13 protein-coding genes are annotated in these 14963 nt (G+C 63.4%); 1 reads left to right on the top strand and 12 read right to left on the bottom strand.

From position 1 onward, the window contains the following. Positions 1–132 precede the first annotated feature (132 nt). From ABD654_RS02320 to ABD654_RS02295, 6 genes are all read right to left on the bottom strand, one after another. Positions 133–1122 carry an IS481 family transposase gene (locus ABD654_RS02320; RefSeq protein WP_017428936.1) on the bottom strand — a complete coding sequence of 330 codons (990 nt, stop codon included), beginning with the start codon at positions 1120–1122 and terminating at the stop codon, positions 133–135. A 66-nt stretch (positions 1123–1188) separates the two neighbouring features. Continuing rightward, the gene (locus tag ABD654_RS02315; protein WP_344701880.1) at positions 1189–1698 is read right to left on the bottom strand and encodes a TnsA endonuclease N-terminal domain-containing protein; all 510 of its coding nucleotides are present in this window, start codon (positions 1696–1698) and stop codon (positions 1189–1191) included. Positions 1699–1839: 141 nt separating this feature from the next. Continuing rightward, positions 1840–3672 (bottom strand): glutamine--fructose-6-phosphate transaminase (isomerizing), encoded by a 1833-nt coding sequence (gene glmS / locus ABD654_RS02310; protein WP_344701878.1) that lies wholly within the window; start codon positions 3670–3672, stop codon positions 1840–1842. Positions 3673–3704: 32 nt separating this feature from the next. Then, entirely contained in the window at positions 3705–5072 is a 1368-nt protein-coding gene (gene glmU / locus ABD654_RS02305) for a bifunctional UDP-N-acetylglucosamine diphosphorylase/glucosamine-1-phosphate N-acetyltransferase GlmU (RefSeq protein WP_344701876.1), read from the bottom strand. Between the two features lie 4 nt (positions 5073–5076). After that, positions 5077–6180, bottom strand: a complete 1104-nt coding sequence (locus tag ABD654_RS02300) for an FAD:protein FMN transferase (RefSeq protein WP_344701874.1) — start codon at positions 6178–6180, stop codon at positions 5077–5079. 51 nt (positions 6181–6231) lie between these two features. Further along, positions 6232–7032: an undecaprenyl-diphosphate phosphatase gene (locus tag ABD654_RS02295; protein WP_344701872.1), complete on the bottom strand. Its 801-nt coding sequence runs from the start codon at positions 7030–7032 to the stop codon at positions 6232–6234. A 207-nt stretch (positions 7033–7239) separates the two neighbouring features. Between ABD654_RS02295 and ABD654_RS02290 the strand changes: the two genes are divergently transcribed. Continuing rightward, positions 7240–8421: a cation diffusion facilitator family transporter gene (locus ABD654_RS02290; protein ID WP_344701869.1), complete on the top strand. Its 1182-nt coding sequence runs from the start codon at positions 7240–7242 to the stop codon at positions 8419–8421. A 9-nt stretch (positions 8422–8430) separates the two neighbouring features. Here ABD654_RS02290 and mgtE read toward each other — a convergent pair whose 3' ends face one another. The 6 genes from mgtE to ABD654_RS02260 all read right to left on the bottom strand — a co-directional run bounded on the left by mgtE (position 8431) and on the right by ABD654_RS02260 (position 14952). Then, entirely contained in the window at positions 8431–9849 is a 1419-nt protein-coding gene (gene mgtE / locus ABD654_RS02285) for a magnesium transporter (RefSeq protein WP_344701867.1), read from the bottom strand. A 145-nt stretch (positions 9850–9994) separates the two neighbouring features. After that, on the bottom strand, positions 9995–10417 hold the full coding sequence (locus ABD654_RS02280) for a F0F1 ATP synthase subunit epsilon (RefSeq protein ID WP_344701865.1): 423 nt from the start codon (positions 10415–10417) through the stop codon (positions 9995–9997). Positions 10418–10441: 24 nt separating this feature from the next. Continuing rightward, positions 10442–11821, bottom strand: a complete 1380-nt coding sequence (atpD, locus tag ABD654_RS02275; RefSeq protein ID WP_344701863.1) for a F0F1 ATP synthase subunit beta — start codon at positions 11819–11821, stop codon at positions 10442–10444. Between the two features lie 64 nt (positions 11822–11885). Continuing rightward, positions 11886–12770, bottom strand: a complete 885-nt coding sequence (gene atpG / locus ABD654_RS02270; RefSeq protein WP_344701861.1) for a F0F1 ATP synthase subunit gamma — start codon at positions 12768–12770, stop codon at positions 11886–11888. Positions 12771–12839: 69 nt separating this feature from the next. After that, the gene (gene atpA / locus ABD654_RS02265; protein ID WP_344701859.1) at positions 12840–14384 is read right to left on the bottom strand and encodes a F0F1 ATP synthase subunit alpha; all 1545 of its coding nucleotides are present in this window, start codon (positions 14382–14384) and stop codon (positions 12840–12842) included. A 16-nt stretch (positions 14385–14400) separates the two neighbouring features. Continuing rightward, entirely contained in the window at positions 14401–14952 is a 552-nt protein-coding gene (locus ABD654_RS02260; protein WP_344701857.1) for a F0F1 ATP synthase subunit delta, read from the bottom strand. Positions 14953–14963 lie beyond the last annotated feature (11 nt).

The raw sequence follows: 14963 nt of genomic DNA, 5'->3' as shown, positions 1-14963 counted from the left end.
CGTCACCGGAAGACGATGCCGTCTCGAAATCGGCGTTCGGCGACGAGCTACCGGCTCCCCGGGGCTTCAGGATGCCCAATCAGCGTTCCGGTGAATAAGCCGGGATTATGGTATGAGGCATCTGCTTTTCAGTTATCTGTCGGGTCCCGTGTGATTAACAACCCGCTTGGTAAATAACTCAGGTCGCTTGGCCTGCCACTCCTTCATCGCCGCAATCGGTGATTGATGATGCAGTGCCTTCTGCGAGATGTGGTGATTGTACAGCCAAGCGTAGCGTTTGAGCGTCTGCTCCAGATCCTCGCCTGAGGTATAGCGCCGGGTGGCCAGCACGTCGCTGATGCGGCCGTTGAACCGTTCTACCATACCGTTCGTCTGCGGCCTTCCCGGCTTGATCAGGCGATGGTCGATACCATGGGCCTGGCACTCCAGATCGAAGGGATGGCGGCCGCTGGGCCTGCGCTCACCTGCCCGCGTGAAGCGATCGGTGAACGACTTGCCGTTGTCAGTCAGCACCGTCTGGATCGTGAAGGGCGCCTTTTCCTCCACACACTTCATGAACGCCTTGGCATCCCTGGCGGACTGGCTGCGCCTGACTTCCAGATAGACCCAACGTGTGGCACGGTCGATGGCAACATATAGGTAGCGCTTTTGCTCCTCGTCGGGCATCTGGGGCAGGTGCTTGATATCGACATGCACATACCCAGGCTCGTAGTCCTTGAAGGGCTTGTGCCGAGGCTTGCCATCATCTCCGGCATCCTGACGGGCCAGTTCCGCGAGTGTCGGCACCTCACGGCGCTTAAGCATGCGATGCAAGCCGGAGCGTGACAACCGAGGATTCAGAAACTCACGTGCCACGACGAGCAAGTCATCCAGACCGAGGCGCAGGAACTCGCGAGCGGCGATCAGCACTTCCTCCTGCTCGGACGTGAGCGTAGCCAGCAGGTTATGGCGTGTATGGGACCGATCATGAACATCGTCGCGGTACCGCCAACGGCGTATCGTCGAATCACCAACACCGTACTGGCGCGCCAACTCGCTATCGCTGATGCTGGCGGGCGCTGCCTGGATGTCAGCACGGATCTTTGGTGTGGTGGTGGCCTGCTTATGCAGCTTGATGTCCATGTCTCTGCTCCCGGATGAACTGCTGTAGAAGCTCTCTTGCTATCAGCAGAGGGTAACTTCTATCACTCATTTGATCATCAGGGACCCTACAGTTATCAAATACCAGGGAATCCCTTTAAGCTTCCAGTACCGTTGCTCAATCTCGAGCTTTTCAACAGTTCGCGGATCCATCAAGTCGGTAGAGACTTTCACCTGAATGGCCAACCTCTGTGGCCCGGTTGGCATGGAGAGATCAACGACGAAATCGCTGGACATAACCTGATGGTATCCGCCTACCTCGGGGTGGCGAATGTTGGCTTCGTCAGCGATTGTTAGAGTGTCTTCTATTCGGAGAGGAAATTGCTCGCGGATGTCGGTAACTGCGGGGTTCCATTCAAGCAACAGGAAGGCTGCCAGTTCTGTATCAGAAAAAAAATGATGGGTTCGCCCGGTAAGGTGTCCCATCACCCTGTGCGAGCGCCCCTTGGAGGATAGATTTCTGACCGTCAACCAAGGGCGGTAATCACTACCGCTACCTTTGCCGCGCTCTTCTTTAATCCATTTTTCCGTTTTTTTGTCTAGCTTGCAGCTGGCCATTCCCTATACCCCTTGAGGAGAATAGCCTGACTTTGCCACATTGGGTGCCTGTTACCAACTCTATTTATAAGGTACCAACTTTTTTCCCTAGTTACTGACTTTATTACCATCCCACAGCGCCAGTACGAGCGCGCCCGTGCCCTATTCCACCGTCACCGACTTGGCCAGGTTGCGCGGCTGGTCAACGTCGGTGCCCTTGAGCACGGCGACGTGATAGCTCAATAGCTGCAGCGGCAGCGTATAAAGCAGCGGTGCCAGGGCCTCGTGGACCGGGGGCAGATAGAGCACGGTAACGTCGTCTTCGCTATCGTCGATGCCCACGCCTTCATCGGCGAAGACAAACAGCTCCCCGCCCCGGGCGCGCACTTCCTGGAGGTTGGATTTGAGCTTTTCCAGCAGGGCGTCGTTGGGGGCGACGGAAATCACCGGCATTTCGCTGTCCACCAGCGCCAGCGGCCCGTGCTTGAGCTCGCCTGCCGGGTAGCCTTCGGCGTGAATGTAGGAAATTTCCTTGAGCTTGAGCGCGCCTTCCAGCGCAACGGGGAAATGCGCGCCGCGGCCGAGAAACAGCGCGTGGCGTTTTTCGGCAAAGGCCTGGGCGAGCGTTTCAATATCGCCGTCCAGCGCCAGCACCTGCCGGCAGATATCCGGCAGCGTTTTCAGCGCGGCGACGATCTCGGCCTGTTCACCGGCAGACGCCCGGCCCTTGCCCACCGCCAGCGTCAACAGCATCAGCGCGATCAGCTGGGTGGTGAAGGCCTTGGTGGACGCCACGCCGATCTCGGGGCCGGCCCGGGTCATCAGCGCCAGGTCGGATTCGCGCACCAGCGAGCTTCCCGGCACGTTGCAGATGGCCAGCGAGCCGACATAGCCCAGGGCCTTGGCAAAGCGCAGCGCTGCCAGGGTATCGGCGGTCTCGCCGGACTGGGAAAGCGTCACAAACAGCGTGCCGTCGGCCACCACCGGGTGGCGGTAGCGAAACTCCGAGGCCACCTCGATCTGCACCGGCACGCCGGCGTAGCGTTCCAGCCAGTAACGTGCCACCAGCCCGGCGTGGTAGCTGGTACCGCAGGCAATGAGCTGAATCTGGCGGGTTTGGGCAAACAGCGCAGGTGCTTCAGGGCCAAAGCTTTCCGCCAGCGCGCTTGCCTCGCCCAGCCGGCCTTCCAGCGCGGCGCCGATCACGGCGGGCTGCTCGAAAATCTCTTTGAGCATGAAGTGGCGGTAGTTTCCCTTGCTCGCCGCGCCGTCGGCGTATTCAAACATATGCACCGGGCGCTCGACGGTCTGGCCGTCGCGGTCGACAATGCGGATTCGGCCGCCGTTTTTAAGCTCGACCAGATCACCCTCTTCCAGGTAGATAAAGCGATCGGTGACCTGCAAAAGCGCCAGCGGGTCCGAGGCCAGAAAGGCCTCGTCGATGCCCACACCCACCACCAGCGGGCTGCCCTGGCGGGCACCGATGACCACGCCGGGCTCGCGCGGGCTCATCACGCCCAGCGCATAGGCGCCGCCCAGGGTGCGTACGGTGTGCTGCACCGCGTCAAACAGCGTCGCGCCGCCGGCAAGCGTATCGGCCAGTCGATGGGCGATGACTTCGGTGTCGGTTTGCGAGCTGAACGCATAGCCGGCGGCTTCCAGCTCGCGCTTGAGCCCCTCGAAGTTTTCGATGATGCCGTTGTGTACCACCGCCACCTGATCATCGCTGTGATGGGGGTGGGCGTTGGCCGCGGTGGGCTTGCCGTGGGTCGCCCAGCGGGTGTGGGCAATGCCGGCCTTGCCCGGCAGCGGCGCGTTTGCCAGGCACTCGTCCAGCGCGGCGACCTTGCCCACGGTGCGGTGGCGGGTCAGCGCGCTTTTGTGCATCACCGTCATGCCGGCAGAGTCGTAGCCGCGGTATTCCAGCCGCTTGAGGCCTTCCAGCAAAATGCCCTGAACGTTGCGCTGGGCAACGGCGGCGACAATGCCACACATAGCGTTTCTCCTTGTAAAACCCGATTGGCGTATTAATCGCGCTTGTTGGGACGTGGCCAGTTCGCTTTTTCGCGCTGGGGCGCCCGGGTAATGCCCAGCGCCTTATCGGCGACGTCTCGGGCGATGGTCGAGCCGGCGCCCACGGTGGCACCCCGGCCTACGCTGACCGGCGCTACCAGCGCACTGTTGGAGCCGATAAAGGCATCGTCATCAATATGCGTGCGGTGCTTGTTGGCCCCGTCGTAGTTGCAGGTGATCGTCCCCGCACCGATGTTCACGTCGCGCCCCACAGTCGCGTCGCCGACGTAGCTTAGATGGTTGATTTTGCTGGCCTCGCCCACATCAACGTTTTTGGTTTCGACAAAGTTGCCCACCCGGGCGGCCACCGCCAGCCGGGTGCCCGGGCGCAGCCGCGCGTAAGGGCCGATGGCGTTGCGCCCGGCGGCCACGCACTGCTCCAGCACGCTGTGGCTTTCAATCACGCTTTCCGCGCCTACGGTGGCGTTTTTGAGCACGCAGTAAGGCCCCACGCGCACGCCCTCGCCCAGGCTAACGTCGCCTTCAAACACGCAGCCCACATCAATGAACACGTCGTGGCCGCAGGTGAGGCTGCCGCGCACGTCGATCCGTGCGGGGTCGGCAAGGGCTACACCGTCGGCCATCAGCCGCTCGGCCCGGGCGCGCTGGCAGGCGCGCTCAAGCTCGGCCATCTGGGCGCGGTTGTTCACGCCCTGCACTTCCACCGTGCTGGCCGGCTGGGCGGTGGCCACCGTGACCCCGTCGGCGGCGGCCATGGCGATCACGTCGGTGAGGTAGTATTCGCCCTGGGCGTTGTCGTCGGAAAGCCTGGGCATCCAGCGCTTGAGCTGGGCGGCGGTCATGGCCATGATGCCGGTGTTGCACTCGGTCAGGGTCAGCTCAGAGGGGCTTGCGTCTTTTTGCTCGACGATTGCCACGGCGCTGCCGGCGGCGTCGCGCTTGATGCGCCCGTAGCCGTCGGGGTTTTCCATCTCCACGGTCAAAAGCCCCATGTGCTGATCATCCACCCGCGCCAGCAGCGCGGCCAGGGTTTCCCGGCGGATCAGCGGCACGTCGCCGTAAAGCACCAGCACCTTGCCGTGGCCAAGCTGTTCAAGGGCTTGCGCCACGGCGTGGCCGGTGCCTTTCTGTTCGGCCTGCAGGCAAAAGTGTACCGCCTGCTCGGCCAGCGCTTCGCGCATGGCCTCGGCGCCGTGGCCGATCACCACCTGGGTGCGCTGGGGGTTCAGGCCCGCCGCCGTGTCCAGTACGTGGCGCACCATGGGCTTGCCGGCCAGCGGATGCAGCACCTTGGGAAGCCGCGAGCGCATGCGCGTGCCCTTGCCGGCGGCGAGAACGACAATATCCAGCTCGTCGTGCATGACATTATCCTTGTGTCTCGGCGGTGGCTTCGTCTGCCACCGGGATGGTGTGGTCGGCCATGAACGCCTCGCCGATGAATTCGGCAAACGCCGGGCTTGCCAGACTCTGCCAGCCGTCGCCTTCGCGTACCAGCATCAAGACCCGAAGATCCAGCCTGCGCGCCAGCGCCATGCCGTCTTCTGCGCCCAGCACCGTCATCGCCGTGGCCCAGGCATCCGCCCGGGCGTTGGACGGATCCACCACGGTCACCGAGGCCAGCGAATGGGTAATCGGCCGGCCGGTGCGCGGGTCAACGGTGTGGGAGAAGCGCTGACCGTCCTGCTCGAAATAGTGGCGGTAGTCACCGGAGGTGGCCACCGACATGCCCGACAGCGGAATCACGTACTGGGCGCTGCGCCCGCTCGCCCGGGGCTTTTCGATGCCGATGCGCCAAGGCGTGTGCTCGTCGGGATTGCGGTATCCGCGCGTGATCAGATCGCCGCCCAGGTTCACCAGGTAGTGCTCGATGCCCTGCGCGTCCAGGTACGCAGCGACGCGATCGGTGGCGTAGCCCTTGGCCACGGCGGAAAGATCGACAAACACGTCGCGTTCGCGCCGGGCGCGGCGGGCCGGCTCGTCCACGTCCAGCGCCTCAAAGCCGATCTGGCGCAGCCGGGCGGCCAGCACGTCGTCCGCGGGGATTTCCTGCGGCCGGGCTTCAGGGCCGAAGCTCCACAGGTTGACCAGCCCGCCAACGGTGACGTCAAAGGCGCCGCCGCTTTGCCGGGCCACCTGCTGGCCAAGCGCCATCACTTCGATCAGCGCCGCCGGCAGCGTTTGCCACTCGCCAAGCGGGGCGCGGTTGAACGCCACGAGGTCGCTGTCGTCACGGTAGGTGGACATGGTCTTGTCCACCTGCTCCAGCTCGTCAAGAAAGCCTGCTTCCAGGGCATTGCGCTCATCTTGGGTCAGCGCCGCGTTCACCGTAACCTGGTAAAACGTACCGAATACGCTGCCCTGAAAGCGCACAGGCGACGACGCCGGCGGCGCGCTGTCGCAGCCGCTCGCCAGCGCCAGCAGGGCCAGCCCCAGCCCCGCGGCCAGCGCGCGCAACGTGAGATATCGCATAAGCGCTCCCTTTGCCTTACTTGCTGTCGTTTTTGCCGGGCCGTTCATTGTCTAGCCGTAAAACAGCCACAGCAGCCACACGCCCAGCACCAGGCGGTACACAACGAAAGGCTGCATGCCCAGGCGCGTAATCACTGCCAGAAACAGGCGAATGCAGAAATAAGCGCTGATGCCCGCCAGCACCGTGCCCCACGCAAGCGCCGACCAGTCGATGGGCGCCGCCTGGCGGCTTAGCGTCATCGCCTCCATGCCGCCGGCAAGAACAATGACCGGAATCGACAGCAGAAACGAAAATCGCGCCGCCGCTTCCCGGCCCAGGCCCAGCAGCAGTGCGGCGGTCATGGTGATGCCTGAGCGCGAGGTGCCGGGAATCAGCGCCAGCGCCTGGGCCAGGCCGATAATGGCGATGTCACGGCCGCGCAGGCTATATTCGTCGCGACGCCCGTTACCGCCGCGGTCGGCATAGCCCAGCAGCAGGCCAAAGCCGATCATCGCCGCGGCGATCACCGGCGTTACGCGCAGCTGGCCTTCGATAACGTCGTGCAGCACAAAGCCGATGGCACACACCGGCAGCGTTGCCAGCACCACGGCAAGCGCCAGCCGCGCCTCGGCATCGACGCCGCGGCCGGCCATCGCGGCCAGGCTGCTACGCCCCATCGCCGCGAGATCGCGGCGAAAATACGCCATCACGGCCAGCAAACTGCCCAGATGCAGGGCCACGTCAAACGCCAGTCCCTGATCGCCCCAGGGCGTAAGCGCGGGTATCAAGATCAGGTGAGCCGAGCTGGAAACCGGGAGAAACTCGGTAAATCCCTGCACCGCGGCCAGCACGATGACCTGTAGCCAATCCATCGGACACCTGTAAAAGTCAGCGGGCAACGCCCGAATACGTGAAACGAATCAGCCGCCTGCCAGCGCGCAGGCGGCTACCGGCGCTCAAGAATACACGTCTGCCGCGGCGTTGTCCGCCCTGTGTCCTACCGGCGGCGATGCGTTACACTGGCCGCTGTCTGTCAAACGCCAAGCGCGGCCGGCAACGGCCGCCGCCACCGGGTCGCCATGAGCTCTCCTGCCGATTTGCCGCAAAACGAACAAAGCCGCGCCGCCAAGCACGTCACCCACGTCGGCGCCTGGCTTGATGGGGTACTGAGCCTGGCCAAGATGATTGTGGGCTTTTGGGTCGGATCGGCAGCGCTGATCGCTGACGGCGTCCACTCGCTTTCCGATCTGGTGACCAACGGCTTTGTGCTCGCCGCGATTCACTACGGCCGCCAGGGGCCGGATCACGACCACCAGTACGGCCACGGCCGCATCGAGACGCTGACCACGCTGCTGTTGGGCAGCGTGCTGATCTTTGTTGCCGGGGGCATTGCCTGGTCAAGCCTGGAGCGGCTGTTCAGCGGGCGAACGGTCGCCGCACCCGGCCTTTGGGCGATTGTGCTTGCCGGGCTGGCGCTGATCGCCAAGGAGTGGATTTTCCGCTACACCATGCGCGTGGCCAAACGCATCCGGTCAAAACTGCTGGAAGCCAACGCTTGGCACGCCAGAAGCGACGCGCTGTCCACCGTGGTGGTGCTGGCAGCGATGGTGGCCGCCCAGTTCGGCCTGGGCTGGGTGGACGCCGTGGCCGCCGTTATTGTTGGCTTGATGGTTGGCAAGGTGGGCTGGGATCTGCTCTGGGACTCCGCCCGGGAGCTGGTCGACACCGCCCTGCCCGACGACGCCCAGCGCCAGATGCACGACGTGGCAAAGGGGGTGCCGGGCGTGGAAAGCGTACACGACCTGCGCACCCGCCAATCCGCCGGCTGGGTCATCGTGGATTTACACGTGGTCGTCGCCCGCCGGGTAAGCGTCTCGGAAGCCCACGAAATCGGCAACGAAGTCAGCCGCCGGCTGCGCCACGCCTTCCCCGCGCTGACCGACGTGACCTTTCACATCGACCCTGAAGACGACGCCGGCGAAGGCGATCCCAGCCGCTTTCCCGGCCTGCCGCTGCGCCCGGAGGTCGAGGCCACGCTGGACGCGCGCTGGCACGCCAATCCGGTATGGCGCACCTGCACCGAGCTGCAGCTGCACTACCTGGGCGGCAAGGTGTCGGTCTCGCTGATCGTTGGCGATCACATCCACCTCCCGCCCCAGTGCCTGGCCAGCCAGCTCAAGGCCCGGGCCGGCGACGTGGCCTGGCTGGGCCACGTGGAAGTGCTGCTGATTACCCGGGCCACCAGCAGCGCTGCCGGCTAGTGCTGTGCGCTAGCCGCCGGCGCCGGCGCCGGCGAGCACCGTGGTGGCAATGCTGAAATAGATCACCACGCCGGTGGCGTCAATCACCGTTGTCACCAGCGGCGCCGAGGCCGTGGCCGGGTCGAGCTTGAAACGTTCAAGCACAAACGGCAGACACATGCCCAAAAGGCTGCCGAACAGCACAATGGTAATCATGCTAGCCGCAACGATCAGGGCCACCGCATTGCCGCCGCGCATAATGCCGATGGGGGCCACCGCAAGGGCCATGGTCAGCCCCAGCGAGCCGGCCACCAATAGCTCGCGGCCCAGCATCTTGCCCCAGTCCTTCACACCCACATCGCCGGTGGCCATGCCGCGCACCATCAGCGTCGCCGCCTGGGCACCAGCGTTGCCGCCGCTGCCGATCAAAAGCGGCAGGAAAAACACCAGCGCCACCTGGGCGGCGATCGTATCTTCAAAGTAGGCGATGCCCGCCCCGGAAAACAGGTTGGCAAACACCAGCAGCACCAGCCACAGCACGCGCTTGCGGTACAGGGTCCACAGCGGTACGCGGCTGACGCCTTCTTCCAGCTGGCCGATGGACATTCCCTTGTGGATATCCTCGGTGGCCTCGAACTCGGCCACGTCCATGGCGTCGTCGTGGGTGACAATCCCCACCATGCGATTGTCGCCGTCGGTCACCGGCAGGGCAATCAGGTCGTAGCGGGCGACGCTGCGCGCCACCTCTTCCTGCAGCTCGTCCACCGTGGCCTGGATGACATCGCGAATCATGATGTCATCCACCACCGCACCGGGAGGGGCCACCATCAGCTGGCGCAGCGACATGGTGCCGATAAGCTCGCCGTCCGCCGCCAGCACGTAGAGCTGATACACCGTCTCTGCATCCGGGGCGGTCTGGCGTACGCGCATCAGCGCCTGAGACACCGTCATGCCACTGGCTATGGCCACATAGTCAGAGGTCATGATGGCGCCGGCACAGCCTTCCTCGTAGCTTGCCAGACGCTTGAGGTCTTCACGCTCCTTGCGCGCCATGCGCCGCAGCAGCGCTTCGCGGCGGTCGTCCCCCAACAGGTTGAACAGGTCAGCGCGCTCGTCCGAGCCCATCTCTTCCAAAAGCTTGAGCGCCTGGGCATCGTCCAGCGCGCCGACGATGGCCAGCTGGTGGTCACCGGGCAAATAGCCCAGCACGTTGGCCGCACGATCGTTTTCCAGCAGCGCCAGCGTCGCCACGGCGGCCTCCAGCGCGCCGTCGTCTTCAATCAGGGCCTCCAGTATCTCGCCGATATCCGGCGAGCGAATCTCGCCCAGCCGCTCGGCGGCGCGATCCGGCGTCTCTGCCGGCGCCGCGCCGTCTTGCTGCGCGGCGCTCACGTAGCGCGTGAGCAGATCATTTTTCAACGCGTCCAGCGTTTTGTCATCAAGCGCCATAAAGAGTCCTCCGCGCGGCAGTCAGGAGTGGCAGGGGCTGCACAGAGCCGATTTTGTCAGCTCCCTGCGCTATATTAACAGACAAAAAAAGCGCCCCCCGGCTCCGCAAGGAACCGAGGGGCGCAGAGCCGGCGCCGCTTTTGGGCTAGCGGCTCTGGTGGCGCAGCTGCTGGATGGTACGCAGCTTGGCCACCGCCTCAGCAAGCTCTGCCGATGCCCGAGTATAGTCAAGCTCCGCGGTTTTTTCGTTGAGCAGCCTGAGCGCTTCGCGACGGGCCTCTTCAGCGGCGGCCTCGTCAATGTCGTCGGCGCGAATGGCCGAGTCCGCAAGCACCGTCACCACATCGGGCTGAACTTCCATGAAGCCGCCGGAAACAAAGAAGTTTTCTTCGCGGCCGTCTTCAAGCTTCACACGTACCGGTCCCGGCTTCAGCGACGTCAGCAGCGGGGCGTGCCCCGGCAGAATGCCGAGATCGCCCGCCGTGCCGGAGGCAATCACCTGCTCGACAGTGCCCGAGTAGATGGCCGCCTCGGCACTGACGATGTTGCAATTAACGCTATTCGCCATGGCGAACCTCCCTGGTAGACGGGATTACTGCTGCATCTTGTTGGCTTTCTCGACGGCTTCATCGATGGTGCCGACCATGTAAAAGGCCTGCTCCGGCAGCTCGTCGTAGTCACCGTTGAGAATGCCCTGGAAGCTGGCAATGGTGTCTTTCAGCGGCACGTAGGTGCCCGGTGACCCGGTAAACACCTCGGCGACAAAGAACGGCTGGGACAAAAAGCGCTGGATTTTACGCGCCCGAGACACGGCCAGCTTGTCTTCGTCGGAAAGCTCGTCCATGCCCAGAATCGCGATGATATCCTTGAGCTCTTTATAGCGCTGCAGCACGCCCTGCACGCCCCGGGCCACGCGATAGTGCTCGTCACCGACCACTTCCGGGGCCAGCTGGCGCGAGGTGGAATCCAGCGGGTCGATGGCCGGGTAGATCCCCAGCTCGGCAATCGAGCGCGCCAGTACCACAGTGGCGTCGAGGTGCGAAAACGTCGTCGCAGGCGAGGGGTCGGTCAGGTCATCCGCAGGCACGTACACGGCCTGGACCGAGGTGATCGAGCCGTCTTTGGTCGAGGTGATGCGCTCCTGGAGAACGCCCATTTCCTCGGCCAGCGTCGGCTGATAGCCCACCGCGGACGGCATCCGCCCGAGCAGCGCCGAAACCTCGGTGCCTGCCAGGGTATAGCGGTAGATGTTGTCAACGAACAGCAGCACGTCGCGGCCTTCGTCACGGAAGTTTTCCGCGATGGTCAAACCGGTCAGTGCCACGCGCAGGCGGTTGCCCGGCGGCTCGTTCATCTGGCCGTATACCAGCGATACCTTGTCGAGCACCTTGGATTCGGTCATCTCGTGGTAGAAGTCGTTCCCCTCACGGGTACGCTCGCCCACGCCGGCAAACACGGAGTAGCCGCTGTGCTCGGTGGCAATGTTGCGGATCAGCTCCATCATGTTGACGGTCTTGCCCACGCCGGCGCCGCCGAACAGGCCGACCTTGCCGCCCTTGGCAAACGGGCACACCAGGTCGATGACCTTGATGCCGGTTTCCAAAAGCTCTTCCGAGGCGGCCTGATCGGCATAGCCCGGGGCCTTGCGGTGAATCGGCATGCGCTTTTCTTCGCCGATGTCACCTGCCTCGTCGATAGGCTGGCCAAGCACGTTCATGATCCGGCCCAGGGTAGCCTCGCCTACGGGCACGGAAATGGCAGCGCCGGTGTTGCTCACTTCAATCCCGCGCTTGAGCCCTTCGGTGGTCCCCATGGCGATGGTGCGCACCACGCCGTCGCCCAGCTGCTGCTGAACTTCCAGAACGGTCTCGGACTGGGAGATATTCAGCGCGTCGTAGACCTTGGGCACCGAGTCCCGCGGGAATTCTACGTCAATCACCGCGCCGATGATTTGTACGATACGTCCGCTCATCTTGGTTCCTCTTTAAAACCTGCAAATGAAACCTGTGTGCCGGAAGGCTGCGCCTTCCGAGGCGTTATACGGCAGCGGCACCGCCGACGATTTCGGAAATTTCCTGGGTGATGGCGGCCTGACGGGCCTTGTTGTAAACCATCTCCAGATCGTCGACCAGGTCGCCGGCGTTGTCGGTGGCGCTTTTCATGGCAATCATGCGCGCCGCCTGCTCGCAGGCACCGTTTTCCACCACCGCCTGATAGACCTGGGATTCGATAAAGCGAACCAGCAGGCTATCGAGCAACGTCCTGGCATCCGGTTCATACAGGTAGTCCCAGCTCTGGGGACGGGCGCTGTCCTGGTCCTGCTCGTCGTCGCCCATCTCGGACGACAGCGGAAGAAGCTGACGCACTACCGGTTTTTGCGTCATGGTGTTAACAAACTCGTTATGCACCACATACAGGCGATCAAGGTGGCCTTCGTCGTAGGCTTCCAGCATGACCTTGACGCTTCCCACCAGGCTTTCGGCCCGGGGCGCTTCACCCAGCCCGCTCTTGGCTGCGACCAGCCTGCCGCCATACTTGTGGAAGAAATGGCCGGCCTTGCTGCCCAGCGCGCAGAAATCAAGCTCTACGCCCTGGTCTCGCCAGGCACCCGCGTCCTTGACCGTGGCCTTGAACAGGTTGGTATTCAGCCCGCCGCACAGGCCGCGATCCGACGACACCACGATGTAGCCGACGCGCTTTACGTCATCGCGCGGGATCATGTAAGCGTGACGGTAATCGGGGCTGGCATCCGCCAGGTGCGAGACCACGTTGCGGATCTGCCGGGCGTAAGGCTGGCTGGCCTTCATCAGATCTTGCGCTTTACGCATTTTCGACGCAGCCACCATTTCCATGGCGCTGGTGATCTTCTGCGTATTCTTGATGCTCCCGATCTGGGAGCGTATCTCTTTTGCAGCTGCCATAGCGATCTACCTTTCGTTCGTGGCTCTCAGAAAAGAAGGCAGGCCCACCGCAGCGGTGAGCCAAACGCTTTACCAGGTCTGAGTGGCCTTGAACTTCTCAAGCACGCTTTGCAAGCCGTCCTTGGTCTCGTCGTTGTAGTCGCCGGACTGGTTGATCTGCTCCAGCAGAGCTGCGTGTTCTGCGCGGGCGTAGTCGTGCAGGGCGCTTTCAAAGTCCAGCACTTTCTCCACCTCGATGTCTTCCAGGTGGCCTTCGTTGGCGGCAAACAGCGAAAGCGCCATTTCGGCTACGGACATCGGCGCGTACTGCTTTTGCTTCATCAGCTCAGTGACGCGCTGGCCGTGCTCCAGCTGCTTGCGCGTGGCTTCGTCCAGATCCGAGGCGAACTGGGCGAATGCCGCAAGCTCCCGGTACTGGGCCAGCGCCAGACGCACGCCGCCGCCCAGCTTCTTGATGATTTTGGTCTGGGCCGAGCCGCCGACCCGGGAGACCGAAAGACCGGCGTCGATCGCCGGGCGAACGCCCGAGTTGAACAGATCCGTCTGCAGAAAGATCTGACCGTCGGTGATCGAGATCACGTTGGTGGGGACGAACGCGGAAACGTCGCCGCCCTGGGTCTCGATGATCGGCAGCGCGGTCAGCGAGCCGGTCTTGCCGGTGACTTCACCGCCTGTAAACTTCTCGACGTAGTCGGCGTTTACGCGTGCGGCGCGCTCCAGCAGGCGCGAGTGGAGATAGAACACGTCGCCGGGGAAGGCTTCACGGCCCGGCGGACGGCGCAGCAAAAGCGATACCTGACGGTAGGCCACGGCCTGCTTGGACAGGTCGTCGTAAACGATCAGGGCATCTTCGCCGCGGTCGCGGAAGTACTCGCCCATGGTGCAGCCGGCGTAGGCGGCGAGAAACTGCATGGGAGCCGGATCGGCGGCGCCGGCACAGACGATGATGGTGTGCTCCATCGCGCCGTGCTCTTCGAGCTTGCGCACCATGTTGGCAACGGTGGACTGCTTCTGGCCGATGGCCACATAGACGCAGGTAACCCCGGTGCCTTTCTGGTTGATGATCGCGTCGATGGCGATCGCGGATTTACCGATCTGGCGGTCACCGATGATCAGCTCGCGCTGGCCACGGCCGATCGGCACCATGGCGTCGATGGCCTTGAAACCGGTCTGGATCGGCTGATCCACGCCTTCGCGGGTGATAACGCCCGGCGCAACCTTTTCCACCGCGTCGGTCATCTTGGTGTCGATGTCGCCCTTGCCGTCGATGGGGTTACCCAGCGCGTCGACCACCCGGCCAATAAGCTCAGGGCCGACCGGCACTTCCAGAATGCGGCCGGTGCACTCGGCAACCATGCCTTCTTCCAGCTTAAGGTAGTCGCCCAGCACTACAGCGCCCACGGAGTCGCGCTCAAGGTTGAGCACCATGCCGTAGACGCTGCCGGGAAATTCAATCATTTCACCAAACATCGCGTCTTCGAGGCCGTGCACTTTCACAATGCCGTCGGAGACGCTGACGATGGTGCCCTGATTACGGGCTTCGGATGCGACGTCAAGCTTCTCGATACGCTGCTTGATGATGTCGCTGATCTCGGAAGGATTCAGTTGCTGCATGCCATGTCCCTCAAACTCAAGTGGTCAACGCTTCGGAAAGGCGGTTCAGTCGACCGCGCACCGAGCCGTCAATAACGGTATCGCCGGCGCGCAGGATGGCACCGCCAATCAGCGACTTGTCCACCTGAGTGGTAATAGAGATTTCGCGATTCAGACGTTTTTTAAGCGCGTTGAGCAAAACGCTCTGCTGCTTGTCATCGAGCTTAAAGGCTGACGTCACGTTTACGTCGATACGCTGTTCATAGTCGGCGCAGAGCTGTTCGAACTGCGCGGCAATGGGGCCCAGCGCGCCCAGGCGATGCTGTGCGGCCAGGGTGGCCAGAAAGCGCTCGAACGCTTTGCCGGCGCCCTTGGCCAGCTTGCGGTCTTGCAGCAGGCCGGCAAGAAACGCGACCTTCTGCTCGCCGGTCAGGCGCGGGCTGCTCAGCAAAGTGCCGGCCTCCCGGTCTGACGTGACCTGGCCCAGCAGCGCCAGCGCATCGGACCAGGCCTTGAGCGCATCGTTATCGCGGGCGTAGTCAAACGCTGCCTTGGCGTAAGGACGAGCGACGGTGGATTGTTCCGCCATGGTTGACCTCC

The sequence above is a fragment of the Halomonas cibimaris genome, assembly GCF_039537045.1.
In the GTDB taxonomy this organism is placed as follows: Bacteria; Pseudomonadota; Gammaproteobacteria; order Pseudomonadales; family Halomonadaceae; genus Vreelandella; species Vreelandella cibimaris.
This window is presented reverse-complemented; position numbering and strand designations above follow the sequence as displayed.